36 protein-coding genes are annotated in these 24,112 nt (G+C 63.1%); 17 read left to right on the top strand and 19 right to left on the bottom strand.

Annotation, left to right across the window (positions count from 1 at the left end):
- Positions 1–14 precede the first annotated feature (14 nt).
- The 18 genes from ABSY19_RS20430 to ABSY19_RS20345 all read right to left on the bottom strand — a co-directional run bounded on the left by ABSY19_RS20430 (position 15) and on the right by ABSY19_RS20345 (position 14,173).
- Positions 15–386, bottom strand: a complete 372-nt coding sequence (locus ABSY19_RS20430; RefSeq protein WP_382155433.1) for a hypothetical protein — start codon at positions 384–386, stop codon at positions 15–17.
- Positions 387–390: 4 nt separating this feature from the next.
- The gene (locus ABSY19_RS20425) at positions 391–1,029 is read right to left on the bottom strand and encodes a phage tail tube protein (RefSeq protein WP_382155430.1); all 639 of its coding nucleotides are present in this window, start codon (positions 1,027–1,029) and stop codon (positions 391–393) included.
- 18 nt (positions 1,030–1,047) lie between these two features.
- The gene (locus ABSY19_RS20420; protein WP_382155427.1) at positions 1,048–1,497 is read right to left on the bottom strand and encodes a hypothetical protein; all 450 of its coding nucleotides are present in this window, start codon (positions 1,495–1,497) and stop codon (positions 1,048–1,050) included.
- 5 nt (positions 1,498–1,502) lie between these two features.
- Positions 1,503–1,787: a hypothetical protein gene (locus ABSY19_RS20415; protein WP_382155425.1), complete on the bottom strand. Its 285-nt coding sequence runs from the start codon at positions 1,785–1,787 to the stop codon at positions 1,503–1,505.
- 3 nt (positions 1,788–1,790) lie between these two features.
- Positions 1,791–2,102 carry a hypothetical protein gene (locus tag ABSY19_RS20410; protein WP_382155423.1) on the bottom strand — a complete coding sequence of 104 codons (312 nt, stop codon included), beginning with the start codon at positions 2,100–2,102 and terminating at the stop codon, positions 1,791–1,793.
- A gap of 37 nt (positions 2,103–2,139) precedes the next feature.
- Positions 2,140–3,084: a major capsid protein gene (locus ABSY19_RS20405; RefSeq protein ID WP_382155421.1), complete on the bottom strand. Its 945-nt coding sequence runs from the start codon at positions 3,082–3,084 to the stop codon at positions 2,140–2,142.
- Between the two features lie 39 nt (positions 3,085–3,123).
- Entirely contained in the window at positions 3,124–3,462 is a 339-nt protein-coding gene (locus ABSY19_RS20400; RefSeq protein ID WP_382155418.1) for a capsid cement protein, read from the bottom strand.
- Between the two features lie 41 nt (positions 3,463–3,503).
- Positions 3,504–4,871: a S49 family peptidase gene (locus tag ABSY19_RS20395; protein ID WP_382155415.1), complete on the bottom strand. Its 1,368-nt coding sequence runs from the start codon at positions 4,869–4,871 to the stop codon at positions 3,504–3,506.
- Positions 4,872–4,952: 81 nt separating this feature from the next.
- Complete coding sequence (locus ABSY19_RS20390; RefSeq protein ID WP_382155412.1) at positions 4,953–6,587, bottom strand: phage portal protein; 1,635 nt, start codon at positions 6,585–6,587, stop codon at positions 4,953–4,955.
- Positions 6,588–6,600: 13 nt separating this feature from the next.
- A complete protein-coding gene (locus ABSY19_RS20385) occupies positions 6,601–6,828 on the bottom strand; it encodes a DUF6148 family protein (protein ID WP_382155409.1) in 228 nt (75 codons plus the stop codon).
- Between the two features lie 69 nt (positions 6,829–6,897).
- Complete coding sequence (locus tag ABSY19_RS20380) at positions 6,898–7,203, bottom strand: hypothetical protein (protein WP_382155406.1); 306 nt, start codon at positions 7,201–7,203, stop codon at positions 6,898–6,900.
- Positions 7,200–9,239: a phage terminase large subunit family protein gene (locus tag ABSY19_RS20375; RefSeq protein WP_382155403.1), complete on the bottom strand. Its 2,040-nt coding sequence runs from the start codon at positions 9,237–9,239 to the stop codon at positions 7,200–7,202. Before ABSY19_RS20375 ends, ABSY19_RS20380 begins: the two co-directional genes overlap by 4 nt.
- On the bottom strand, positions 9,236–9,844 hold the full coding sequence (locus ABSY19_RS20370; protein WP_382155400.1) for a hypothetical protein: 609 nt from the start codon (positions 9,842–9,844) through the stop codon (positions 9,236–9,238). The genes ABSY19_RS20375 and ABSY19_RS20370 overlap by 4 nt, the downstream gene beginning before the upstream one ends.
- 132 nt (positions 9,845–9,976) lie before the next feature.
- The gene (locus ABSY19_RS20365; protein ID WP_382155397.1) at positions 9,977–10,579 is read right to left on the bottom strand and encodes a phage tail protein; all 603 of its coding nucleotides are present in this window, start codon (positions 10,577–10,579) and stop codon (positions 9,977–9,979) included.
- Entirely contained in the window at positions 10,576–10,872 is a 297-nt protein-coding gene (locus tag ABSY19_RS20360; RefSeq protein WP_382155394.1) for a hypothetical protein, read from the bottom strand. Before ABSY19_RS20360 ends, ABSY19_RS20365 begins: the two co-directional genes overlap by 4 nt.
- Before the next feature lie 247 nt (positions 10,873–11,119).
- Complete coding sequence (locus ABSY19_RS20355; RefSeq protein WP_382155391.1) at positions 11,120–12,796, bottom strand: DUF5906 domain-containing protein; 1,677 nt, start codon at positions 12,794–12,796, stop codon at positions 11,120–11,122.
- A complete protein-coding gene (locus tag ABSY19_RS20350; RefSeq protein ID WP_382155388.1) occupies positions 12,789–13,805 on the bottom strand; it encodes a toprim domain-containing protein in 1,017 nt (338 codons plus the stop codon). The genes ABSY19_RS20355 and ABSY19_RS20350 overlap by 8 nt, the downstream gene beginning before the upstream one ends.
- Positions 13,805–14,173, bottom strand: a complete 369-nt coding sequence (locus ABSY19_RS20345; protein WP_382155385.1) for a hypothetical protein — start codon at positions 14,171–14,173, stop codon at positions 13,805–13,807. The genes ABSY19_RS20350 and ABSY19_RS20345 overlap by 1 nt, the downstream gene beginning before the upstream one ends.
- Positions 14,174–14,455: 282 nt before the next feature.
- Between ABSY19_RS20345 and ABSY19_RS20340 the strand changes: the two genes are divergently transcribed.
- Entirely contained in the window at positions 14,456–14,707 is a 252-nt protein-coding gene (locus ABSY19_RS20340; RefSeq protein WP_382155382.1) for a hypothetical protein, read from the top strand.
- 134 nt (positions 14,708–14,841) lie between these two features.
- Here the strand turns inward: ABSY19_RS20340 and ABSY19_RS20335 are convergent, their stop codons facing one another.
- Positions 14,842–15,099, bottom strand: coding sequence for a hypothetical protein (locus tag ABSY19_RS20335; RefSeq protein WP_382155379.1), 258 nt, complete (start codon positions 15,097–15,099; stop codon positions 14,842–14,844).
- Between the two features lie 80 nt (positions 15,100–15,179).
- Between ABSY19_RS20335 and ABSY19_RS20330 the strand changes: the two genes are divergently transcribed.
- From ABSY19_RS20330 to ABSY19_RS20255, 16 genes are all read left to right on the top strand, one after another.
- A complete protein-coding gene (locus ABSY19_RS20330; RefSeq protein WP_382155376.1) occupies positions 15,180–15,728 on the top strand; it encodes a hypothetical protein in 549 nt (182 codons plus the stop codon).
- 163 nt (positions 15,729–15,891) lie between these two features.
- Entirely contained in the window at positions 15,892–16,428 is a 537-nt protein-coding gene (locus ABSY19_RS20325; protein WP_382155373.1) for a hypothetical protein, read from the top strand.
- A 165-nt stretch (positions 16,429–16,593) separates the two neighbouring features.
- Positions 16,594–16,848: a hypothetical protein gene (locus tag ABSY19_RS20320; protein ID WP_382155371.1), complete on the top strand. Its 255-nt coding sequence runs from the start codon at positions 16,594–16,596 to the stop codon at positions 16,846–16,848.
- Positions 16,845–17,210: a hypothetical protein gene (locus ABSY19_RS20315; RefSeq protein ID WP_382155368.1), complete on the top strand. Its 366-nt coding sequence runs from the start codon at positions 16,845–16,847 to the stop codon at positions 17,208–17,210. The genes ABSY19_RS20320 and ABSY19_RS20315 overlap by 4 nt, the downstream gene beginning before the upstream one ends.
- Complete coding sequence (locus tag ABSY19_RS20310; protein ID WP_382155365.1) at positions 17,207–17,467, top strand: hypothetical protein; 261 nt, start codon at positions 17,207–17,209, stop codon at positions 17,465–17,467. The genes ABSY19_RS20315 and ABSY19_RS20310 overlap by 4 nt, the downstream gene beginning before the upstream one ends.
- Before the next feature lie 5 nt (positions 17,468–17,472).
- Entirely contained in the window at positions 17,473–18,201 is a 729-nt protein-coding gene (locus ABSY19_RS20305) for a hypothetical protein (RefSeq protein WP_382155362.1), read from the top strand.
- A gap of 30 nt (positions 18,202–18,231) precedes the next feature.
- Positions 18,232–18,729 (top strand): hypothetical protein, encoded by a 498-nt coding sequence (locus tag ABSY19_RS20300; protein WP_382155360.1) that lies wholly within the window; start codon positions 18,232–18,234, stop codon positions 18,727–18,729.
- Complete coding sequence (locus ABSY19_RS20295; RefSeq protein ID WP_382155357.1) at positions 18,726–18,998, top strand: hypothetical protein; 273 nt, start codon at positions 18,726–18,728, stop codon at positions 18,996–18,998. The genes ABSY19_RS20300 and ABSY19_RS20295 overlap by 4 nt, the downstream gene beginning before the upstream one ends.
- A 27-nt stretch (positions 18,999–19,025) precedes the next feature.
- Complete coding sequence (locus ABSY19_RS20290) at positions 19,026–19,343, top strand: hypothetical protein (RefSeq protein ID WP_382155354.1); 318 nt, start codon at positions 19,026–19,028, stop codon at positions 19,341–19,343.
- A 43-nt stretch (positions 19,344–19,386) separates the two neighbouring features.
- The gene (locus ABSY19_RS20285) at positions 19,387–19,743 is read left to right on the top strand and encodes a hypothetical protein (RefSeq protein WP_382155351.1); all 357 of its coding nucleotides are present in this window, start codon (positions 19,387–19,389) and stop codon (positions 19,741–19,743) included.
- Positions 19,744–19,746: 3 nt separating this feature from the next.
- On the top strand, positions 19,747–20,178 hold the full coding sequence (locus ABSY19_RS20280; protein WP_382155348.1) for a hypothetical protein: 432 nt from the start codon (positions 19,747–19,749) through the stop codon (positions 20,176–20,178).
- The gene (locus ABSY19_RS20275; RefSeq protein ID WP_382155345.1) at positions 20,171–22,129 is read left to right on the top strand and encodes a ParB/RepB/Spo0J family partition protein; all 1,959 of its coding nucleotides are present in this window, start codon (positions 20,171–20,173) and stop codon (positions 22,127–22,129) included. The genes ABSY19_RS20280 and ABSY19_RS20275 overlap by 8 nt, the downstream gene beginning before the upstream one ends.
- Complete coding sequence (locus ABSY19_RS20270) at positions 22,126–22,638, top strand: hypothetical protein (protein WP_382155343.1); 513 nt, start codon at positions 22,126–22,128, stop codon at positions 22,636–22,638. Before ABSY19_RS20275 ends, ABSY19_RS20270 begins: the two co-directional genes overlap by 4 nt.
- 7 nt (positions 22,639–22,645) lie before the next feature.
- Positions 22,646–23,023: an ASCH domain-containing protein gene (locus ABSY19_RS20265; RefSeq protein ID WP_382155340.1), complete on the top strand. Its 378-nt coding sequence runs from the start codon at positions 22,646–22,648 to the stop codon at positions 23,021–23,023.
- Positions 23,024–23,070: 47 nt separating this feature from the next.
- Complete coding sequence (locus ABSY19_RS20260; protein ID WP_382155338.1) at positions 23,071–23,511, top strand: hypothetical protein; 441 nt, start codon at positions 23,071–23,073, stop codon at positions 23,509–23,511.
- Positions 23,512–23,543: 32 nt separating this feature from the next.
- Positions 23,544–24,089, top strand: coding sequence for a DUF1566 domain-containing protein (locus tag ABSY19_RS20255; RefSeq protein ID WP_382155335.1), 546 nt, complete (start codon positions 23,544–23,546; stop codon positions 24,087–24,089).
- Positions 24,090–24,112: the final 23 nt, after the last annotated feature.

The raw sequence follows: 24,112 nt of genomic DNA, 5'->3' as shown, positions 1-24,112 counted from the left end.
GTCCGGCTGGTACGCTAGTTTTTTGCGATTTCCTGCTTGTTGCGGCCGTTGAGCGACTCGGCGACCTTGAAGAGGTCCAGTACGTCACCGGGGTTCTCCGCACCAAACACGTCCCACTCGGCCTCGCTGTAGAGCGGCTTGCCGTCGGCAATCGTGACAGTGCGGGCTAGGGTGTAGGAAACCACGTGCCCGCCGGCGCGAGCGCGGGCACGCTCCTCGGTCTCGCCGTCGCGAGGCTTTTGAGACTCTTCGTTGACATGCTTTTTCTCAAGCATTTCGGAGAGCAGGAGCCCGCGCACGACGACATCACCACCCAGCGCAGGGACGGGTACGGTCTGCTTGCGCAGAACCGGGGACTTGACTTGATCTCGGCTGAGGACTGCCATGGGTTCAGTTCATCCAGAACGACATGGGAGCACGGAGGTTCATGCTGAGCGGTGTGGTCACGGCAGCGCCCGCTTCACCCTGCGGAGAAAGGTTGCAGCTCATGTACGCCGAAAAGGCCAGCTTGACTCCGGTGGCGAACGTCAGCAGAACGCAGCCAGGCGTCTTGCGGTCGTCGAAACCCTTGGCGGCCAGCAGCGCGGCGTCGTTGGGCACCCAAAGCGATGTCGAGGCCACGACGATGGGCGAACGGTTGCCGGGGATCTGGAAGTCCTGGTCGGTGTGAATGGTCGGGATCAGGATCTGCGCGGCTTCGCCACCGCTTGGCGTGAAGTTCTGCAACGTGCTGGCCTGCGCGCCAAAGGTGATCTCCTCCGCCGTGCCACTCACGAAGTCGTCGAACAGCGTGCTGTCGATACCCTCCAAGGTGAACTCATCCGTGGTCGATGCGGAGACACGCACCACGCGGTAATTCAGCTGGGACATGCCCACGATCTTCAGCAGCAGGTAGTCCCCATTGCTGTAGCCGTGGGCGGTGCTGTCAGCCACGGCCGGGTTGGCCTTGCTGATGTCGGTGATGGTCTTGGGGGCGGCCAGCAGGGTCTGCACGGCCACTTTCACTTTGCTCCAGACGTTGATGTCCATGCGATGCTCCTGTGAGTGTCAAAGAATTTGGTCGGGGGCCTCGGCGGCCACCATGTAGGTCATGCGCCAGTCCTGCGCGCGCGATGCAATGAGCCGGTCTTTGTCCTCGCTGACCACCGGCCGACTACCTGTGATCTGCACGCCGAGCTTGCAGAGGGAGCGCAGCGTTGCGCTGGCCGCAAGCAGCTTTTCCACCTGCAGGCCGAGATCTCGCGAGCGCGCGACTGCCTCGGTCCCGTGAGCGGCCACGCAGTTGATGGATACGCCCAGCGCGCGCTCTTCGATGCTCGTGAACGTGTTCAAGGTCACCGTTTCGCCCTCCGCCGATTCGTCCACAAGGATGGCTGGCAGCATGTTGGGTGGGACAGCGTCCACGCGATCGAGGTAAACGTTCGAGCCCGCGGCTGTTCCGCCGGTTGCCAGGATGCTGCGCACCGCTTCGAGGATCTGTTGCTGGGCATGGGCCACGACAGTTAGCCTTTGCGCAAGCGCAGCAACGTCGTTCCGGTGCCGTCCGGCTCCGGCTCCACCACCTGCCAGGCTTCCACGCCGATCAGGAGCGTCTGTCCGACGACATCCACCGGGACCTCGCTGGAGGGCAACAGGAAGACGGGGCCAGTGGCGTACACGCCGCTTGCAACTTCGAACGCCTGGTAGCCGTTGTCGAAGATGCCGCGCACTGCCTCCCCGTCCAAGGTCGCGTCTGACGCGAACTCGGTGGACTGGAAGAAGAGCGAGAAATCCTCAACGAATGGCATGGGTCAGGCTTCCAGGTCGGCGAACGCGGCATTGGCTGCGTCGAGAGCCGCTTGAGCAGCGGGCTTCTCTTCATCAGATGCCTTGGCGAACGCTTCTTCCGCTGCCGCAATTGCGTCCTGTGCGTCGGAGAGCGCTTGCGCGTGCCGCTTGGCATCGGCCGCCGTACGCGCCTTCGCCTTCTCCGCCGGCTCAGCGGAGCCGCACGTGATCAGGGCGAGGGCCTGTTGTTTCGCCTTGTCTGCGATTTCCATCAGGTCGCCAACGGCATAGCGCTTGCCGTCATACCGTATCGGCTGGAGTGCAACGAGTTTCATGTTCACCTTTCGTCAGCGCGGCAGAAGGGGTGACCACTCAGGCCACGGCGTTGGTGATCAGGAATCCGGCGGAAGCGGCAGCGAGCACCGGCGCTTCGCTGCGGGTGACCGGGTACAGCCAGCTTTTGGCATTGCGGTCAAAGTAGGGGTCTTCGACCTGCGGATAGCCACTGAGCTGGTAGGTGTAGCCATAGCTGGGAAGGCCACCGCTCTGGGCGCTCGCCAGGTTGGTGTATGCCACCACCACGTCCTTGCCCCAGACATCGGTGAACGCAGTGCCGGCATCGTTCGAGTAGATGGCTGCGCCTTCAACAACACGCTCGACGCCGAAAAGGCTTGCCAGCAGTTCAGCAGTGGCAACGTCGCGGCCGGTGTACTTGATGCGGTCGACGATCTTGGGGTGGTTCTTCAGCTTGTCCATCACCACCGAGCCCAGCACCACGGTGTTGGGACGCTTGCCAGTGGCAGCACGCACAGCGCTTTTGGCGGCTTCGATGTCATCGATGGGGTCACTGGTTGCGCCGTAGTCGCTCCACTGGTCGGTGCCAGCAAGCGTGACCTTGTTCGACGCCGCGTAGTTGGCGGCGTTGCGTGCGATGTCGGCCGAGGCCTTCTCGTGACGCAGGGACATGATCGCCTGTACCTCGTTGATGGCGCGTGCGCCCAGATCGATGCCTGGGCTGTTCTGGGCTTCCTGTTCGATCTCGACCGGCACCATGCCTTCGAGGCTGTAGTCCACCAGCGCGTAGGGCGCACCCGCATAGCCGAAGCGAACGCGCTTGGTGTTCTCGCCCGGTGCGCGCTGGCTCTGGTAGAGCATGAAGCTCTCTTTGCCGAACGTGATGATGTTGCCGCCGCGCAGATTCACGGGGACGGTGGGGAACAGAAAGCCGGCCACCATTTCGCTGTTCTGGTAGCCCTGGGCCACCGTGGTGAGGACGGGATCGATGACGCGGGCCTGTGCGGCGTTCATTGCAGACATGAAGATTTCTCCAGTTGGGTGAAGGGGTTGGGCTTCGAATCAGTTCGGAATGAGCAGCACTTCAATCTCGTCGCCATCGGCGGCAGCGGCAGTCAACGCGCGCGCAACGGTGACGCCCGCGGTCCGGGTGATCAACTTGCCGGCAGTACCGACTTCGAGTGCTGCTCCGGCAGCCACGGCTGCACCAGCGGTAGCGATGCCCGTGCCGAGCGCGGTGATCGGTACACGCGTGCCAGAGGCTGCATCGAGCTCCGCCACGCCAACGGCGTTTCCCGCGGCGGTGGCGACAGCACCGGTCGCGGTGATGGCCCGCGCGCGGGTGATGGTGGCGGCGGCGAGAACGCCGATGGTGTGTGCGGACTTGAAGAGTGCGGCCATGGTGTGCTGCTCCTAAGGGTGTGTTGAGGGAGAGGGGTTGCTCAGGCCTGGGCGGCTTGAACTGCTTTGACCGCGGCGAGATAGTCGGTACCGGGATGGTCGGCCTGGTACTTCTTGGCTTGAGCGTCCAACTCTTTGCTTGTCATTGCTGCACTGGCGGGCTTCTGAACCGAGGAACCAGGCACCAGCGCCAGCGGTGCGGGGGCCTCGCTGCGCAAGGCCTTGCCCGCAGATTCAATCCGCTCGCGTTCGGCCTTGAGAACCGCGCTGGCGGCTTCGGGGCCGGTGGTCTTTCCATCGAATGCGAGCTGTTCGACCAGTGCTTCATGGCCGGGCAACGTCTGGGCGCGCACGTCGGCGATGCGCTGCCGCTCTGCTGCAGCGCCTTCAGCGCGGGCAGCCGTGATGTCGGCTTGGGTGATGGCCGCAGTTGGCGCGGGAGGTGTGGCGGACGGTTGACCGCCTTCAGTGGGGGTGCCAGACATGGGTGCTCCTTGGTTGGCGGATGAGCGGGCGGTCGGCCCGGCGGGGAATGAACGGACACGCTTGGCGGCCAGCTCGGAAAGAAGTTGATCTGTGGTGGACACGCGATCAGCGAGGCCCAGGCTTACCGCAGCCTCACCCCGGTAGACCGAGGCCTGGGTGTTCCGCACGGCTTGCGCCTTCAACCCCCGGTTTCGGACCACCGCGTCGACAAACATCGTGTAGATGCCGTCGACCTCTTCCTGCAGGTTGGCCTGAACATCCTTGGGCAGCGGCTCGTATGGGTTGCCGTCAACCTTGTGGTCGCCAGCAAAGATGTGCGTGACACGAATGCCGTCGTTGGCGAGTGCACGTGAGAAGTCGACATGCCGCATCACCACACCGATGGAACCTGCGTAGCCGGTGGCAGAGACGGCGAGCGAGTCGAAGGCCGAACCGCCGAGGTAGGCGGCCGAAGCCGCGAGAGTGTCGGCGATCGCCCACATGGGTTTGCGGCCCCGCTGAGCGTGAATGCGGTCGCCGTATTCGAAAGCTCCCGCCACCTCGCCACCTGGGGAGTCGAACACCTGCAGGATCGCGTGCACCTCGGGGTCTTCCATCGCTGCTTCGAGCTGCACGGCTAGCTCGTTGTAGCCCAGCAAGTAGCTGGAGTCGGCCATGAGGTAGCGGCTACGGTGCACCAGCGCGCCGCTGGCGTGGATGACGGCAACCCCATCTGTGACGATGTAGCCGTTGTCGCCACGTTGACCACAACGGGTGCTGAACATTTCGGCCGGAAGCGACGCTACTTGCGCAAGCTCAACGGGGAGCTCTACGCCGGCCCCCAACAGCCGATCACCCAGACCCGCGATGATCGCGTCCAGCTTCTGCGGGTGAATGAGCAGCGGCGTGTTGAAGATGCGCGCTGCGATTTGGGGATGCTTCATCGGGTCATCACTGGATCGTTTCAGTGACGCCGATTCTGAAAACATAGGCCCATAAAAAATAGGCCAAATTGCGACAAGTCCTCAACGATGCGCAGGGCCGGTGTTGTCTGCTTCTGATTGACGCTGCGTTGCATCCCGGTCATCGTCGGGCGCACTCGCAGGAGCCGGCGCGCCCGCCTTTTGCACGTAAGTGCCATCGCGCTTCTGAGCGGCCACTTCTTTTGCACGCTGCCGATGCTTGACCTTCCACGGCACTCCGTCGTAAGCCACGCTCTCGGAATCGAGTGTGCTGATCTCCATGTCCACCCGTGCCTGTGCTGCAGTGACTTCTTTTTGGGGATCCAGCGAACCAGGCCCGTCACCGGTCCACACGCCAGCGCACCACGCAGCACGTGTGATGTCATCACTGAAGAACCCGGGGGCCCTGATGCGACCGGCTGTCACCTCTTCCGCAAGCCATAGCTCGTGGACCGGAGAACACGTGTTGGTGATCATGCGGTCCCGGCGACGCCGCCAGAATTTCGCCGCCATCAACATCGCTCCGCGGGCGGCGGTGTAGCTGCTCTGGAAATGGAGGATAAGGACCTCGACGGGGATCTCCAACGCCATGCCGATCTGTCGCACCATGGCCATCCAGAACGGATCGAATGCGGGATTGGGGCGGGTCGGTGCCACCGACACGGGCTCTTCACCAGGGAGGAGGTTGATCGCCTTGCCGCTCTCCATCTCGCCGGACCACTTGCCGGCCTGCTCGACGATTGCGCCCTTTGCGTCGTCTTCGAAAATGTCCTGGAACGCTTCCGGGTCCATCTTGAGGAAGACGCTGAAGATGCTGCTGGTGACGGCCGCGTTTAGCTCGGCTTCGGTCCAGCGCCCCAACTGCTTTAGAGGTTCAAGGATTGGGGCAATCCATGGAACACCGCGAACCTGTCCAGGCCGCAGCGGCTGGAAACTCTGGAGCACATTCCGACGCCCACTCTTTTCGCCCCTCACGTTCACCCGCGTCCAGTCATTCTTTTTGCCGAGAGCATCGCCGGGGTGCAGCCTGGCGACGTGCACCGCAACGGGCTCTCTCGTGGTGGGATGCAACTCGACGCCTTCCACCAGGTTGTCGGTGTTCGGTTTTCCGTCCGGGTTGCACACGCGATCCGCCTCAATCAACTGCAGCGCGAGAGATGCAGCGCGACCTGCGCGCGGCACCATCGGCGTCAACCAGAAGATGTCGCCACGCTCAAGCTCCGAGCGAAAGCTCAACTCCTGCAGGCCGTAGAAGTTGAGGTTGCGTTCAAGAGCGCAGTCGATTGAGTCGCACCACGCATGAAAGCGACGGTCATGGTCTTCATTCCATGCCTCGGCCTCTTGTTCGCTCAGGCCGAGAAATCGCCCGTCAACCTGCGCGCTGAACATCAGACCAGTCCCGACAACCCCGTTAACAGTCTGCCCGATGGCACCGACCGCGATCGGTGAATTGCGCATCTGGTCGCTGCTCCGTGCGCGCAGCACCTTGAGGTCTGGATTGATGTCCGTATTGGGCGACCCCGGGGAGGTAAGCCACCTCGAAAGCTGCGCTTTGTTGATGCCTGCGCCGCTGTAGCCACCGCCCATGGCGAGCGTCGTGCGAGCCAGCATGCGTTCTGCCGCACGTTTGGGCGAGACATATGCAATGGCCTTGTCTAACAAGTTCTGGCCACCGAGTGCAGCCATGGAGGCGTTCATGCGATTTGCCATGTCAGAACCCCACCACGATGGTCCGGCTTCGCCCACGACCACTGGCTCGCGCGCTCAGTTCCGCAACTCGCCTGCTCCAGGTCTCGATACCCTGCTGGATCGTCGAGAGATCTTGGTACGTCAGCGTCCGTCCCGCGATGGTGTAGGACTTCTTGTTGAGCGCAGCTGTCTCGGCCGCTAGGTAAGCGTTCAACTGCTCCTGGGCCTGTGCGAGGGTGATTCCGGACATGATTTCGTGCTCCTAAGTCCGCGGGAGTCTAGGCAGCAGGCGGTGGCAAAACTAGGCCAAATTGCGACTTCACCCACCCGTGCCGCGCTTTACGTACCGATACAGCGTCGCTCTGTGGATGCCATGGCGCGCCGTCAGTTCGTCATCACTGGTTGCAGCATTGACGGCCTCGCGTGCGATCTCGGCCCGCTGGTCGTTCGTGAGGTGTTTCCGGCGCTTCGGTATCCGCACTCGCAGCCCACCCAACTCGGCGCGCGCGGTGGCCTCGATCTGCTGGGCCTGTTCGTCCGTGATAGAGGGTACGAGCGCGCGCAGCCGCTGAATGACCACCAGCAGCAGGTCCGGTTCAGGGTCGAGGTTCCGGCTGGTTGTCACGCGCCACCTCTCCTCAACCCCCTGAGCGAAATCTTGCCGCCCACAATGGAGGGGGCGGATGCCTGTTCGATTGGTGGTGGTGCAGCACTGGCCACTACCGTCGCTGCGAGATCGCCCAAAGGCTCGACCACCGGCACGTCTTCCGGCTCAGGTGGCTGCCGGACAGGCTGGTCATCTTGTTCAAAAAGGTCGCCGATGGCCGGCACCAGGCGTTCTCGTAGCAACTGCCAGGCGTGTTCGCTCTTCTTATGCAGGCCCAGCATCATGGCGGCGGCCACGCTGTAGACGGTCAGATCCAGCGGTTCGTTTGGCTCGCCCTTCTTCTGTTCCCACCAACTGACCTTGCGGCCACGCTTAAAACCGCTCGTGCGGTACTCTGCCACCAGACCCTTGAACCAGCTCTCGGGCAGGTCCTGGCTGAAGTGCAAGGCACCAGGTCCTTGCACGAACTTCCAGCGCGCCTGCAGGTAGTCCTTGGCGGTGTCGGTTCCGATGATCCACAGTTGCGGGCCGCGGCGCTCAGTCTTACCCCTCTTGTCCACGCCCACGATGCTGGGCTTGTTGCCGATGATCGGGCGGTTCTTTTTGTTTGCGTCGCCTTTGATGGCAAAGACGTTCCGGTGGCGACGCGCCTGGGTGAAGTTGTAGACCTCTTGCGTGTGATGGCCACCGGAGTCGACAAAGGCGGCACTTATGTTGAGGCGGCAGCCGCTGACGTGGCGGTACCGGCCTTTGAGCAGTTCATCGGCCTTGTCCCACGTGGCTTTGCTTGCCGGGTCGCCGTGGATGATCTGGTAATCCACCACCCAGCCTTCCATGCCCTCGCCCCAAGCAATGACCTGGAACTCCAGACGGTAGGCCTGCACGTCGATCGCACCGGTGAGAACGAGTCCGCCGGCCGGGACGGTGGTCAGGCGGTAGGGCTCGGCGCGAGCCATCAGCCCTTCATAGCGCGTCGTCTCTTTGCTCCGCGCCCAGCACTTGGCCAGACGTGTGTTGTAGAAGACGATCATGCTGGTGTCGTCGCCCTCCTCCAGCTTGGCCTTGGCCTTGTGGTACTGCTTGAGCAGCGCAATCCAAGGGAGCCAGCCGTAGGGGAGGAACATGGCCGAGGCCTGGAAGCTTTCGGTCTCACCGTCGCCCGGGACGCCATCGCTCCACAGACCGCGCGCGAACATGCGGGTCTTGTCCCCCTCGCCGTGCAGGCCGCCGCATTCACAGCATGGATAGAAGGCTTCCTTGCCATCGTCGCTAGCGATGAGGCGCGGTTCGCCGTCCTTGTCGAAGAAGTCCAAAGGCTGTGCGTGACCGCAGTGAATGCACTCTGCCAAGGCCACGCGCTGGGTGCCGCGATCGTGCAGCGTTTGAATCGGACTTTCACCCTCGATAGTGGGCGAACTGGGGTAGTAGAGCTTTGCTTCCCGCTCGTGGCTGGTCATCCGTGTTTCCAGCAGTTCGTCGGGTGAACCTTCGCCGCCCACGTTGTCTTTGGACCTGTCGATCTCGTCGTACACACCGTAGGTGGCGGTAAGCTCTGAGAGGTTGGCAGCGGCGCCAGCCGTTGCGATGTACAGCGCTCCGCCCGGGTAAGACTTGATGTCGTTGTTGTTGGTCGAAACCCGAGAAGCTGGCTTTGCGAAGCGATCTCGTAGTGGCGCGGTGGCAGCGACCACCTTGTCGATGCGGGCGGCGGCACGCTTGTGCAGCTTGCCGGTAGGCACTACCCAGATAAAGTTGCGCGGGCGCTGGTGCACCGTCTCGCCCATAAAGTTCAGGCCCACCTGACTCTTGAACATCTGCGATGCAACCATGGCCACCACGCGTTTGCAGGGATGATCTGCGCTGAGGCAGCGCATCGGCATGCGAGCGTGCGGCGTGCGCGAAGTCTTGTACGGGCCGGGCTCGCTGGCACCGGTCTCTTTCGGCACGATCATGTTGTCGTCGGCCCAAACGTCAACCGACTTGTTCGAGTCCGGCTCGATGCCACGCGCGAACGCATCGAGCATCAGGTAGTAGCCGTCGTGCAAGTCGTTCAAGCGACCTCAACCTTCACGCCAAGCTTTTCGCGGAGGCGCTGAGCCAGCATCTGTTGGATGGTGCGGTTGTGCTGGCGCAACACCTTTGCACAGGCATCGGCGTTTTCCAGCACTGCCAGCTCAGCGGCCAGCGTGTTGACGGATGAGTCCATGGAGTCACGCAGTTCGCGTGCAATGTCGAAACCACCTCGATTGATATCGGCAACGTCGCGTACCTCGGCGCGCTTGCGCGCCAGCTCCAGTTCGGCAAGGGCAGCGTTGGCATTCTCGGTGCGCACACGTGCGGCGGTGTAGCCGTCAGGTGCCACAGCGGCTACTGTCGGCATGGCCGGCGCCTGGACGCCGTCAACGGCCGCCATCAGATCGTCACCGGTTTCGGATACGTGTCCACCGCTATCGGTCGCACCGACCCTGGCGCGGGTGTTGCGCGCCCACTGCCTGTCCGCGAGCTGCAGGTCGATCAGCTTGTCGGGGCCGAACGCGCTGATGCGCTGCTCTTCCACCGCCTTGCGCACCGCTTCCCGCGACCCGCCGGGCAGGCCCCGGTCCTTCCGGGAGCGCGCGTACTCGGCCTGCGTCAACAGATTCGGGTCACTTTTCGCCATCTGTCAACCTGTGCGTCAACTTTTCCTGAGCCGAATCGCTAGCGCGATTTCGCGATCGTTTCGCCCCGTATGAGAGGGGCGCACGGAAGGACCCGAACGGGGGGTGGGGGGTCGGGAGGGTGGGGTGCATGGTCAGCGCGCGTTGAACTTCGAGACGTAGAACCGGGCTTCGCTCGCGAAGATGGTGGGGAAGCGGGCGCGGATCGTGCCGACCACCGCGCGGTTGATTCGCTTCTGGTTGAACATCTGGGCTACATCGATCGTGCTCACAGCCTTGATGGGCAAGCGATCCTTGCCCGTGCGGATGAACACGGTGCGCCCCTTGTTCCCGATGAATGCGCCGGTGATGATCTTCTTGCCACCGGTCTTGCGGACCTGGAAACGGAGCTGGTTGAGCGTGCCTTCCTTGCCGCGCTTGCGCGCCTGGGCCAGGCTGACCGAGCGTTCGAGGAACGCGATCATGTTCGCGCTGCGCTTCTTTCCATTGCCCCCGATCAATTCGGCAGTGAAGCTGAACTGTCCTGCCCTGAAAGCGGCGCGCTTGAGGCGCAGCCGCTCCCGGACATAGGCCGAGGTAACGCGGTACTCCGAGGTGATCTCCCGGCCCATCTGAGTCTGTGCCTGGGCCATGGTCTTGTTCATGGCTGAGACCAAGGCCCGACCGCCAATGTCGGAACGCAGCTGCCGCAAGGACCGCTGCACTTCGGGGAAGTTGGTTTTGAAGTCCAGCTTCATGGTGCGTCCTGCCCCCACGGAGACCGCAGCCCAATGGACCGTCCGCCCTCTTCCGCAAAGAATGTGCAGCGACGGCCGTGCACCACGTGCCACCGTGCCGCCTCATCCGCACCCTGCGCCTGCAACACGGCGGCATGCTCACGCTTGGCCTGTTGAGCCTTGGCCATTTGCGCATCCACCATGTCGCTGCCGTAGGCCTCCCTGCAGAGGTCGACAAACGCGGCCACCGCAGGCATGGCTTGGCGCCGCGCCGCGTTTGGCGCCGTCTGTTCGATCGACTGCTCATCCTTCATGACTCTTCCTTTTTTTTGAGAGAGAAACCAGAGTGGCGTTACGCGTGCGCGCGACCGTGTTGCGCCTGGAGCCCGCGTCGTTACGTGCGTTACGCTCGTTACGGGGGGTGTGCGTCACGCACATGCGCACGCGCCTGCACGCACATGGGTATGCGCGCACATGTACAGGGAGGTGGCGTAACACGCGTAACGCACGTAACGACGCGGGTTTGCGGCGTATCGGCGTTACGCTGGGTGCGTAACAGACTCATTTCTCACCCCCGGCTCTCTTGCCAGAAGTGGGGGCGGGGGAGGATGTTCCATCGTCGGCTCCTGATCCACCCTCCCTGGTCCGCAGAAAGCGGCTCAAGGCGACGTCGAAGGTGTCAACAGCACTGCCAGCCCACTCGCCTTCGGATACGCCGTTGCGCGGGCCGCAGTCGCGCGGTATCCAGCACCGCACGGACTTCCTGACGCTCATGGCATCCACCAGGTTGATCACCTTGTAGGTGAGCACGGGTTCGAGCTTTCTCCCGTCCGCGTCCTTCTCAACTCTCTCGTCGGCCCATTTCCTGACCGTCGAAGTGAATTGCGCCTGATTCGGGGCCCAGCGCTCGCCGGTGTTCTCTCCCCATCGGCGGAAGGCGCGGTACAGCTGCTCGGCCGAGCACACGGTCCTGGGCAGGTGCAGGTACCCGCCCATCCAGTCGAGCATGAAGCGCTCGCCCGGTTCCATGCTCAGCTCGATGAGGTCCTGCTTGGCCTGCGTCATGAGCGGCTTCGTGTGCTCGTGGAAGCCATCCAGCGGATAGTTCAGCAGGTAGTGCATCCACTTGGCCGCGCCACCAGCAGCCAGGAAGGCCCGCACCGTGTCGTATAGCTTCCCGTCTTCGGGAATCGGGGTGTAGACGACGAGATGGCGCCGATCATCCCGCTCCAACGCGATCGGGATTTTCTCGTTCGAGAGAAACACCAGGTTCGCCCAGTTGGCTTCCCAGCGGGTGTCGGTGTGCATCGAGCGGATCGGGATACGCTCCGCATCGATCATCCACTTCAGGCGGTTCTTGTTGTGAAACAGCTCCTGGCGGCTGACCACCTCATTGCAGACCACGATCTGCTTTGCCGATATCCATGCGTTGTACTTTTCCTCGATCTCGGTCTGGCCGACCATCACGCCATAGCGCCCGTACATGTCACGGACCACATCGAAGAATAGGTTCTTGCCGGTGCCCTGCGGCCCGTGGAACACCAGGGCAGTGGCCATCTTGGCACCTTGCTTCTGCAGGGGAAGCGCCAACCAGCACAACACCCAGTTCTTCACTTCGTCGACGCTGGTCACCGCGCCATCGCAGCGGCTGCAAAGATGATCGAGTAGCGCGAGCATGGGCTCCACGTCTTTCGCTTCACAAGCCTCCGGCTCGATGGCCAGACCATTCCACAGGTTGATCGCGTCTTCACCGCATTGTTCGGTTGGGTCGAAAACAAGCTGCTCTTCGTCGACGCTCTTGCGGTCTGGCGAGGCCTTCCACATGCGCACGTAGTCCGCTCCGAACATGTGAGCCATGTTGGACAGCTTCACGCTCTTGCGCTTTTCGCCATCCCAGGCCGTGTCGGTGGGGTAGATCAGCGTGAAGTTCTCAATGAGGCGCGTGTACTTTCCCCAATCGATCTTCTTTTTCGGCTTGCCCCCATCGCCCGCGGCCTCCCCCCCTTTCCCCTTCGAAGACGCGCTAGCGCTATCAGGGGAAGGGGGTGGAGAGGCCGAATCCGCGCCATCTGACGCACTGGAGCGCCTCTTCCGGCCCGCACTGAGCGGCAAGACATTGCTCAGTGGCGCTTCCGCGCCAGAGGCCAGGAAGGCCGCTTCTAGCCCTCCCAGCTCATCGCCCGCCGAGTCGTCGTCAGGCTCTACCGGTGGCAGGTGTGGGTCATCCGGCTCAGTCACTCAAGGCCTCCACAATGAGCGACGTGACACGCTGCAACTGGCGAGCAACGACGGCAAGGCCTTCGCGCTGGTGCAAGTCATTGAAATCGGTGTCCTTAAGCTGCCGCGTTCGCGCGTCGAACACCGGCCAGACGATCTCGCATGAGTCCGTGTGCTTCGCTGCCAGGCGCGCACGCCTGCAGCCGGGGTTGGGCCCCGCATGGTCGGTCGACTTCCAGTCGTCATCGGCGCAGATCAGAATGAAGGCGCCCGGGTAGAGGCCCCTCAGCAGCTCCACCACAGCCGGCAGGTTGTAGGCGTCGAGCGCCACGAACACGGGCCACTTCTTCTCCGTTGCCATGCGGATGGACAAGCCAGTGGCATAACCTTCGCACACCAGCAGCAGGCGGCTCTCTGGCGAGATCTCGCCCAATCGAACGCTGCAGCCGGTTTTCGCGAAGCCGGAGGTGAAGACCTTCTGCGGCAGCGGCTCGCCGGTTCGGCGATGCTTGCGCGGCCCGGGGTGGATACGCTGTACTGCACGCAATGCGTCCTCGCGAGGCAAGTCGTACCGCAACAATGGAATCAGGATCGATCCGTCGGGGAGATACCGACATGCCTCGCCTTCCACCTGCTTTGACTTGAGATAGGCCGAGCTGCCGGTGCGAGATCCCGTGGCCCAGAGCTCGGCCGCGGAAAGGGCGGCCAGACGGGCCTCTTCGGCGCGGGCAGCGGCCTCGGCCCTCCGCGCTGCCTCGTGCTCCGCTTTCCGGCGCGCGCGCTCAGCCTCTGACAGTGGCGCCCAATCCACGTCCACCTTCTCGGATTTGCCACTGCGCCAACTGCCAAACGCGCCGACCAGGTAGACGCCGCCGGCATCAGGTCGGAACTCGTACAGCTTGTACCAGGCCTTGCCCCCCACACCGCACGTTGTGCGCCGATTGAGGACGGGAAAGCGACTTCGGTCTTTCGAACGTAGGGCGATGCCGAACAGCTCCATCTGATGGAGCACCTCTCGGTAGTTGTCCATCAGTTCCGCTTGCTCTGCAGCAATGTGAGAAGGGCATCGCGCTGCTCGCGCAGCTCTCGGTTTTCTCGCTCCAGCGTCGTCTCGACCTTGCGCATGGCGCTGAGGTCAAACCCTCGGTCGTGGTTCATCCAGAGCAGCGGGGCATCGTTCCCGCAGTGATTCATGACCAGCTTGAGCCGCGGCCAGATGATGCCTTCCTGTCCAGACTGCCAACGGCTGAACTGGGCCTTGTCCAGCTTGAGATCGCGCTGGACCTGCTTTGCCTCATAGCCCGCCAGCTCGACGCAAAGATCGAGGGCCGCGCCCAGTGACTGTTTGCGCATGACTTCGGATGGTGAGACCACCATAGGGATGGATACCTGTTGCATTTCGGTTCCTCTCAATTTTGTTGTGTGGTGTTGAGAGGCTCGCAAAGGCAAAAATTTTTGACATGCGAACCAACCACATGAATGAAAAACCCGCCGGCCGCGCGCCTGGTTGTGGCCAGGGAGGAAGAACCTCCAGGCGCGCGGCCACCGCTGCGAGCGGCCACATGGCGGAAAGACTGCCGGAAGAAGGGACGAAAGACCGGCAACCGCAAAAGGGCGGGCCCATCCAGGCGGATACAGTGGCGGCTCCGACCCCAACCACCCAACCAGAAGGACAGGCCCATGAAATCCAATGTGAATCTCGCCTTCACAGACGAGGCGCGCGAATACTTGAAGTCGCTGGGCTTCTCAAACTTCAAAATGGCTTGGCGAGATATGCCAACACTGCCGGCGATCGGAGACACCATGTGGCTCGATTCAACCGACGACAGGTTGATGTTCTCGGTGACGGATCGGACCTTCATGTTCAACCCCGGGGGCGATGCGTCGCTCGAAATCGAGCTCGGGCTGCTTGGGCCGGCGTCGGACCGCTGAGGCCGACGTCTACGGACAGCACCGCCCCGCCGAACCACGGCGAGCGCTGGCCACCTACGAACAGCCGTCGCGCTCGCCATTCCTCAAGCTTCGAGACGCTCGCCCGCCGGCGCCAGGCGATGGGCTTGAGTGGCTTAGCCATGGGCGACCTCCTGCTCCGTCTTAAGTTTGGGCGCCCCATCTACTTCGATCAGCTCCGGCCAGATCAAATGCCAGTCGTCGGGGCGCAGATCCCAGAGTTGCGCCGCTGGGTCGACCGTATTGAGCTGCTTCGCCAGTGCCGCACCAGCTGTTTTGAGACCACGAGTGATCTGGTACAGGTACTGCTCTTCGATGCCGAGTCGACTCGCGATCTCGCGCCGCTTTTCGGCTGGGTAGGAAGGAAGGGCCATGAGAAATATTCTAGCCCATGGCTAGCAATACTCAAGCCCCGGGCTAGAGCACTCGTGACGGCTTCTGCTTGAATCGTGAAATGAGCGTCGAGCAGGATCCCAAAAAGCTGTTCATGGCCTTTGTGGACCGTGAAGCTGCACGTGGCGCAACAAGGAAGCGCTCAGATGGCTACCATGCTGTGGCTCATCAGTTGGGCTTGAAGTACGACATCGTGTACCAGATGTACAACGGGCAGCCAAAGTCCCGGCCAAGGGCCCCCAGTTGGTTCACTGTTAGAGATCTCGTGCGGGCCTACCAAGGCGACAACGACTTTGACGACCTCACGCAGAGCGCTGCAGATGCCTTTACATTCGCCTTGAAGCGTTCAGTTGCCGTTGATTCTGGGATTCCCTCCGTAGCCGACGGAATCCAAGGACAGAGTTTCGACCGTGAAACGCTACATGGCGCTGTAACGAAGCTTGCCGCCGCCATTGCTGTCCTTGACAGTACCGACAGGAAGGCAGCAGCAGCAATCTTGCACGACCTTGCGATTGCCCCTGACCAATCGGAGTTGATGTACTCGAAGCTTCAGCGCCTGTTGGGGGGAGACGATCCGCACGAAAGCCTGTCGTACAAAACGGGCACCTGAGCAGCGCCCCACGACTTTATGCAATCGTTCGCCCAAGCACAGTTGATGAAATCCCTGCAATTAGAGTAATAACAGGCGTGTGCACCAAAAATCTCACATATTGGTGCACCAGCCTTCCCCGACAATCGACAGACAAATTGACTCCCGAGATTTGCGGGCTTTCATGCAGGAGGTAATCGTGCGCTCAGTTTCTATCATCGCTTTGGCGGCAACATTGGCTGCATGCGCGGTTCCACAGCAACAGCGTCCCAGTGTAGCCATCAGCGCGCCGTTCGACGCAGCTCATGCTGCCCGGCTCCTTCAAACAGGAGTGAACACGATTAAAGGCAATGCTTTCTTGAGGCAGCGTGGCGGTGGCGTGGTCACCTGCGCGGGATCAACAGTCTATTTGGTGCCAGGCACTGAATACGCTAAGCAACGAATGGCTGCACTGTATGCAGGAGACGGAGTTAGCGGGCTCAACCGCGGGCAAAACAACCCGATCTTTATCCCGGAGTCCACCGCGTATCAGCAGGCTACCAAAACGACCAAATGCGATGCGCAAGGTAACTTCATGTTCGACCGCGTCGCGGAGGGGGTGTTTTACATTACGACGACCGTCAATTGGCAAGTGGGCGGCCGCAATCAAGGGGGAAATCTCATGCACCGAGTGCAGCTCGAGGGCGTTGAGACTTCCAACCTCATCATGACTGGGGATTAAATAGCCCTCCGATCCCAAGACGCCCGCTGATGCGGGCTTTTTTTCGTCTGCAGGCAAGCACCGCTCATCGGAAACCTAGCCCAAACTCTAGCCGTTGGCTTGTTTTAGGCTAGCTTTGGGCTAGACTTTCTCCAGCGCGTCATCCGACGCCAACTGGAGGAAGGCATGGAACACCACCGGATCTCGCATCAGGACGCCCTGCAGGCGGCCAAGTGCCAAGCGGTCACTGTCGTCGAACTGAGCGAACGCGAAAGCGCTGAAGCGCTGCACCGCGAGTTCGGCATCACCGATTTCGCCGACACCGAGCCGGCAGAGCTGGCGCTCGTCGAAATCGACTCCGACCACCTGCGCCGCCAGGTCAGCCGCGCGGCCGGCCACTCGCGCTACGACGATCTGGCGATGTGCCGGGTGCCGGCATGAACGCGGGCATCTCTATCGACCTTCGCATCGGGCAGCACGTCCGCCACCGCGACTACAAGGGCAAGCGCGTCACCGGGGTGGTGCACTCGCTGTCCGTCGACCGCGAGCAGGGTTTGATGGTCGAGATCATCCTGGACGAGCCGATCGTCATTGATGGCGACGGCGAGCGGCCGATCAACATCCACCGTCAGTACGCACCGGCTCACGAGTTCCAGCCCTTCGATGACCGAGATGAGCTGATCGCTGAGTTGCGCCTGGCGTGCGAAGGCCTGCTGTCCTGCGCAGAAACGGGCACCACCAGCCTGAGCGCGATTCGCGCAGGCCAGGCCGCCATCGCCAAAGCCACCGGGACTGGGTCATGAGCGCCTGGTCCATCCCCCTCGAAGGTGTGAGCCACAAGGACGGCAAGGGCCGCGAATGGCGCGCCACCGTCACCGACTACGGGTCATTCGCCGAACTGACCTGCTGGTACCCCGGCTGCGCCCACAGCCCTCTCCAGTCCGTTCATTCCACCGTGCAGGAAGCCAAGGAAGTTGGTGACGCCTGGCTCGGTGACCCCGTCACGTCCGAAGACCGTGCCGGCGCCGCTTCACCCACCCCCCAAACCCCTCAGGTCTGACCACCATGAAACGCACTCTTTTCACCATCGCCCTCATCGCAACCTGCACCGCCGCACTGGCCACGTATCCGACGCCCACGCCGCCGGCGAGCACCCCTGTGGACATCGACGCCACGCTGAAGCAACAGCAGAAAGCCCAGGCCGACGCAGACGCGGCCGCCAAGGCCAAAGCTGCTGCAGATGCCAAGGCGAAGGCCGCAGCCGATGCCGATGCCGAGTCCTACGGAGGTGGCGCAGCCATCAATGACAACAGCCGCACCAGCATGTTCGTGCTGCCACCGCCCGTTTGGACACAGGTGCCGCAGGCCGCGGGCTGCATCGTCACGTCGTCGCGCGCGGGTTCGTTGCTGCTGGGTGTTGTGAGCGGTTCGAAGACCGACCAGAAGTCCGACCCGGTGTGCGTGGGCGTTCTCATGGCCAAAGCCGCGTACGACCACTGTCACTTCGAGTCCGAGGCGCTTATCACCCAGCGCATCTACGAGACGATCTTCCCGGGTCACCCAGAGTTGCCGATCGCTCCAGGCACGCGCAACCACTCACTCGCCGAGTGCGAGGGACTCAAACGCCCGCGCCTGGTGCTGGCCCCCTCCATCGCGACGCCGCCCGTCATCACGCCCACCCCGGTCACTGCGCCCGTTACGGCCCCTGTCGCTTGCGTGGCGCCTGAACCGCAAAAACCTGCGGTCCGCCGGATCGTCAAGGCCAAGCCGAAGGCCCCCGGCTGCGCCATCTGAGTACCCCATCAACACCTCGTGAAGAACCCCATGAAGACCCCCATCCAGACCCCTATTCCCGGCCAGTACTGGCCCGAGCAATCCGCCCACTACGCAGGCCCTGTCGCCTACCCCGACGGCAACGTCTACGCGCTGTTGCTTCCCGATGGCTTCGACACCTTCGGCCGCCTGAAATGGGGGAAGCTCGGCAAAGAGATCAAGGGCGCCGCCAGCCTCCACGACGGGCTTGCCAACACCGCTGCGATGGTCAAGGCTGCGAGCGCTGCCGGCAAGGCCGTGGTCGCCCACAACCCGGACTGGTACATCCCCAGCCGCATCGAGGCTCTCCAGCTCCACGCCACCCTGCAGGAAAAGGTGGGCGAGGGCTGGGTGTGGACCAGCACGCAGTACTCGGCCCTCAACGCCTGGTACCAGGGCTTCGGCCACGGCACCCAGAGCATCTACAACAAGGACGCGGAGCTCCGCGCCGTCGCCGTCCGCAGGTTGCTCCTTCATTCCTTCAGTGCTTCGGCACAGCGTGCGGAATGAAGACCGCTCGCAACTGGATCTGCGCAGCGCTGGCGTCACTCGCCCTGCTGGCCCTGGGCGAGTGCCTAGACGCACAAGCCGAAGCGCAGGACACGGCTGCCAGCGCGACCGACGCAGTGACCGCGGCAAGCATCGCGGCGCAGCGTGATGCCCTCGCCCGGCGCATCTGTGAATACGAGCGCGGGCCAGGCGCCCGGGTCCTGTGGACGCATCAGGGCGACATGGTGTGCCGTCCCGCCACGCGCACGGCGCAGGCCAACGCCCTCTGACTCCGAATCACCAACCGAGGCACGGCCATGAACAGCACGACGTCCGCAATTCAGCTTGAGCTCGACGATGCGCTGCTGCGGCGTGCCTGGTGTCTGCTGCGGCCGCCATCGTGGCCTCAGTCCTACGAGGCCTGCATGGCCGATGCGCTGCGTTCGCGCATGGTGCATATGTACGCGAGGCAGCTGCTGCGCTCCGACGCCAAGGCCAAGGGACGTGAGGCCTGGCCTGCCACCGCTCTCACCACGCCTGCCCTGGCACGCGAACGACGTTCGCCGGGGTCTGCCACCTCACCCGTCGTGATCGACCGCAAGCGCGCTGCCGCTGGCGATAGGGACGACGACTGATTTCCCCACCCCTGTCCAACCACCTTCAAAAGGAAGGAAGCCCATGCTTTCGCCCAATCCTGAAACCGAACGCCCTGAGGTGCGTTACCCCGTGCTCAAGCTGCCGAAGCTGGAGCTGTACTTTGCCTGTGGTTCGCTCCTCTGGCTGCGGCAGATCAACAACGACCCCCTCGTGCGCGTGATCGAGCATGAGGGCAATGTCACCGCCGTGGATCTGCGCGACCTGTGCCCGTCGCTGGAGGCGGACTACATCAACGCGCGCGAGAACGATCGTGCCGGCGTCATCTACTTTCACCTCAAGCTGACCTTCAAGACGCTGCCCGAGTTCCTCGCTGCGGCTGCGGCCATGCCCCTCAACCGCCGCCGCATTCCGACGCTGGCAAAGGCCGGGATGCACTGAGCAATGCCGGCCACCGCTCCCATCACCATGCAGGTGCTCCAGCACCTGTACACCCGCGGCGCCAGCACGCGAGCCCAGATCGTCACAGAGCTGGGGCCCGTGCCCTACAGCACGCTGAGCAACCTGCGCGTTCTCGGAAACATCACGATCGACAAGAGCGCCTCGGCCGCCACGTACAGCATCACGCCCCGCGGGCAGAAGAAGCTGCTGGGACTGCGCGGAGCACCTCACCTGCGCCAAGAGCAAGTCCGTCGCACCGAACTGATGCGCCAGGCCGCGTCCTATCACGGCACCGAGACCACACAGCCGAGCAACCGCCCTGGGTCGATGGACGCATTCGCGCTGCCCAGCCGCATCGGCGACCGCCTTTTCTGGCCGGACGGCCGAGTCACTCGCATCAACCCCACCACTACAGGAGAGCGCAGCCATGGCTGACGAAGAGATGAACACGGGCGCGGCATACGAAGCCGTCGTTGAAAAGAGCCTGATTGGCCGCAAGGTTCGGATCAGTCCCGAAGCAAAGGACACCGGTACCGACAACCTTCACTTCCTCGCAGGCATGTACGGAGAGATCACCCGGCCTTCGCCTTTCAGCGGCTGGATGGTGACGGTCGGGAAGAAGACCAAGCACTTCGACCTGACAGATCTGGAGCTGCTGCCGGAGAGTGGCGGCGATACAGCGGCCGAGACCCCGCCGGCCGCAGCTCTCACGAGCTCGGAAACGCGCCTTGTGATTGAACCGCCCCTGCAGGCGATCAACAGCACGTCCAACCCCCGCCGTCGGCGTGGCCTGGACGTGGACAGCTTGCGCACCCTGGCCGACAACATCATCACCCACGGGCTGGCTCAGCCGATCCTCGTACGGCCACTGCCGTCCTCTCGCTTGGAGGAGACGGCGCACCTCGATCCGCGTCCGGCATACGAGGTGATTGCTGGCGAGCGTCGGTGGCGCGCCGCACAGCTCGCCGGGCTGACCTCGATGCCGTTCTTCGTGCGTGAGATGTCCGACCAGGCCGTGCTGGAGATCCAGCTGGTGGAGAACATCGAGCGCGAAGACCTCGACGCCATGGAAGAGGCCGAGGGCTTCGCGCTGCTGCGCGAGAAGCTCGGATACACCGTCGAGCAGATCGCAGAGCGCATCGGCAAGGGCAAGGGCGCCAGCTACGTGCGCAAGACGATGAAGCTGCTCGACCTGACGCCTGAGAGCCGCGATGCAATGTATGACGGGCACTTGGGGCGCAGCACGGGCCTGCTGGTGGCCCGCTACCCAGCAGATCGCCAGGCCGCGGTGGTGGCCTATATCAAGTCCAAGGCGGTCAAATCGCCTGGGGGCAGCGAGCCGGCACCCTACCGGGTGATTGCTCCCGAGATCTACGTGCGTTTCAACACGGAGCTGAAGGGGGCACCGTTCGACACCGAAGACAGCACGCTGTTGCTGGGCGTGGGCGCCTGCAGCGTTTGTCCCAAGCGCACTGGAGGCAGCACCGATCTGTTCGGCGATGCGCCCAACGCCCCCGAGGCCTGCGCGGATGAAGGATGCTTCGACAACAAGCGCCAGGCCAACCTGCAGCGCGTCCGCGAGAAGGCCCAGGCTGACGGCTACAAGGTCATCGACGGGGCCGATGCAGCCGCAGCCAAGCCCTCAGCGCATTCGCGCCACCTGACCGGCCTGGTGCGGCTCACCGACACCGCCTACACCGAGACTGGGGACGACGGAAAAGCGCGCGAGGTCACCTTCGACGATGCGCTGCGCAGCCTGGGCAAGAAGGCTCCGAAGGCGCGGGTTTTCATCGACCCGCACACCGGCGCGGCTGAGAAGGTCATCACGCTGGATCTCGCCAACAAGCTCACGCCCGCCGAGGAGCCGACGCAACCGACCGGAAAGCAGAAGGCCGCGCCGGTGGATACGTCTCCGCCGGAGGTGCAGGCGTTCCGTGACCCACGCGTGCGGCACGCGGTGCTGTACCGCATCTTCGATGTGATCCGCGGTCGGGAACGCACGCTGGAAGAGCTGAAGCACATTGCCCGCGTGATGTTCCTGAACGGCGAAGAGATTGCCGCTCCGCGCACGGAAGAGTACCTGGGGTGGACGGCGGACCTGGAGGACAAGGACCCGATCGACGTGATGCGCATCACCAGCGAAAAGATCAACGCGCTCCCAGCCGACCAATTGGGGGAAATCATCGCCATGGCGGCAGTCGAGCAGGTGATCACGGGATGGGGTTACGGCGACGCGGAGCAAGACCAGGCGGTGATTGCCAGCTATGGCGTTGACGTGCTGGCGGTGCGCGACAAGGTGGCGGAGGACCTTGAGCGACAGCAGGACAGCGATGCAAACGAAGAGCGACAGCCCGACGCCGGCGATGCCAGCGAGGAGGCAGCATGAACAGCGTTCTCCAAGCCTGGGTAACCCAACTCCCAATGATGCAGCAGACGGTTCTGCTGACAGCCATTCGCGGTCCCGACGGGCTGCCCAAGTACGGCGCCACAAAGATGCTGCTGCGCTGGTATCGCCGCTGTGTGCTTCTGTCGGCGCTCGATGGCCGTGTGCTGGCCGATCCGATCGAGGCGAACGGCGGCTCGTTCACGGGCCCGTCCCTGGACGGCGCTGATGACCTCGACCCGTGGGCCGATCGCATGCAGGTGCACGTGAATCAATACCTTCGCGATCTCGACGCAATCCCTCACCACTTCCAGTTGCATTTCATGCATGCCGTGGAGATCGTTGGATACAAACACCCGGATCACAGCGTCCGCCATTTCTGGCACGGGGTGTACGTGCGCCTGGTGCACGACATGCACGTGTGGCCGGAGACGGAAGAACAGCTCGACGAGAGGCTTGGCGACTCGCGATCAGGCTGGCTGAAGCGGGCAGACCCTGCAACCGTTGCGTGAGGACCAGATGATCACACTTTCTGTTCGTCAACCTTGGGCGTGGGCAATCGTCAATGGCCACAAGCCTGTGGAAAACCGCGACTGGCCAACGCGGTTCACCGGCCCAATCCTCATCCATGCCGGCAAGACCATGGCGCGCCGCTACTACGAAGAGGTCAGCGAGGACCTCGTGGCGCGTGGTCTGGTGCACGAGGTTCCTACCTTCGAGGAGTTGCCACGCGGCGGCATCGTGGGCATTACCAACATTGTGGGCTGCGTGCAGGAATTGCCCTCAGGCTGGTTCACCGGCCCATATGGCTTCTTGCTCAAGGACTCCAGGCCGCTGCCGTTTCATCCATGCAATGGCGCGTTGAAGTTCTTCGACGTTCGAGGAGTGCAGCTATGACGCGAAAGGCCTCTCGCCGTCGTGTGCGTCAGGTCGCGGAGAACAACATGCAGGTGGCCCTGGCCGCTGCAACCAAGTTCACGGCCGCCGAACTGCGACAGCTCTTGCTTCCGCCACAGGATGCACTCGAATCCATGCGCAAGGGTTTGGCCACCGAGATCCAGTGGATGCACCTGGCCAGCGTTTCCGCGATCGCGCTGAGCGTCGAACACCTCGGCGTCGTGCGCCACCTCAAGGCTCAACTGGATGAAGCGGACAAGGTTCTCGCAGTGATCCGACAACGGGCCATGAAAACAGGCGCATGGGTGCCGCCGATCCTGTACGGCCACGAGATCACCGCCATCCAGGACCTTGTTCGTCTCCACAAATTTCAGACCGAGAGCCTGAGCGCCGGTGAGTACCGCGCCGCCTGGCAGCACGCCGCGGCGGAAGTCACCCGCGTTGGCGGCCGCCGCATCAGCGTTACCGAGCAGGCCGCAGCCTGCTGACCACCACCCATCCATTTCAACCGGAGACCTTCATGGAAACCATCAACGATTCCAACACCCCGCAGGCCACGGCTGCAGCCGTCGTCGCCACCATGGCCGCTCTGGTGCCGCCGCGCATCGGTGAGCACTGGGCAGGCCAGGGCGGCGTCTACGTCGGCATCATCCGCGGCCGCGACGGCCAGCCCGACTACCACCTGATCGCCGCAATCGGCACGCACGAGCTCGAAGACGTCACTTGGGGCGAGTACGGCAAAAGGATCGAGGGCTGCGATAGCTATCACGATGGCAAGGCCAACACCGCTGCCATGGCAGAGGCCGGTAACGGCATCGCGAAGCGCATCCAGGCGCTCGACATCGAAGGAAACACAGACTGGCACCTGCCGAGCCAGGCCGAGATCCACCTGCTGGCGGCCAACGTTAAGGAGGCAATGAACCAAGGTGATTGCTACTGGACCAGCACGCAGGGCTCGGCCAGCATCGCCTGGTACCAGAGCTTCGGCCACGGCAACCAGTACGTCGACTTCAAGGACGCGGAGCTCCGCGCCGTCGCCGTCCGCGCGATTCAGCTCACCGCTTGAATCCTTCAATTCCTTTCTCTCGG

It is taken from the genome of Hydrogenophaga sp. ANAO-22, assembly GCF_042466645.1.
In the GTDB taxonomy this organism is placed as follows: domain Bacteria; phylum Pseudomonadota; class Gammaproteobacteria; order Burkholderiales; family Burkholderiaceae_C; genus Hydrogenophaga.
Note: the sequence above shows the minus strand (reverse complement) of the source record. Positions and strands in the feature narration are given on the sequence as shown.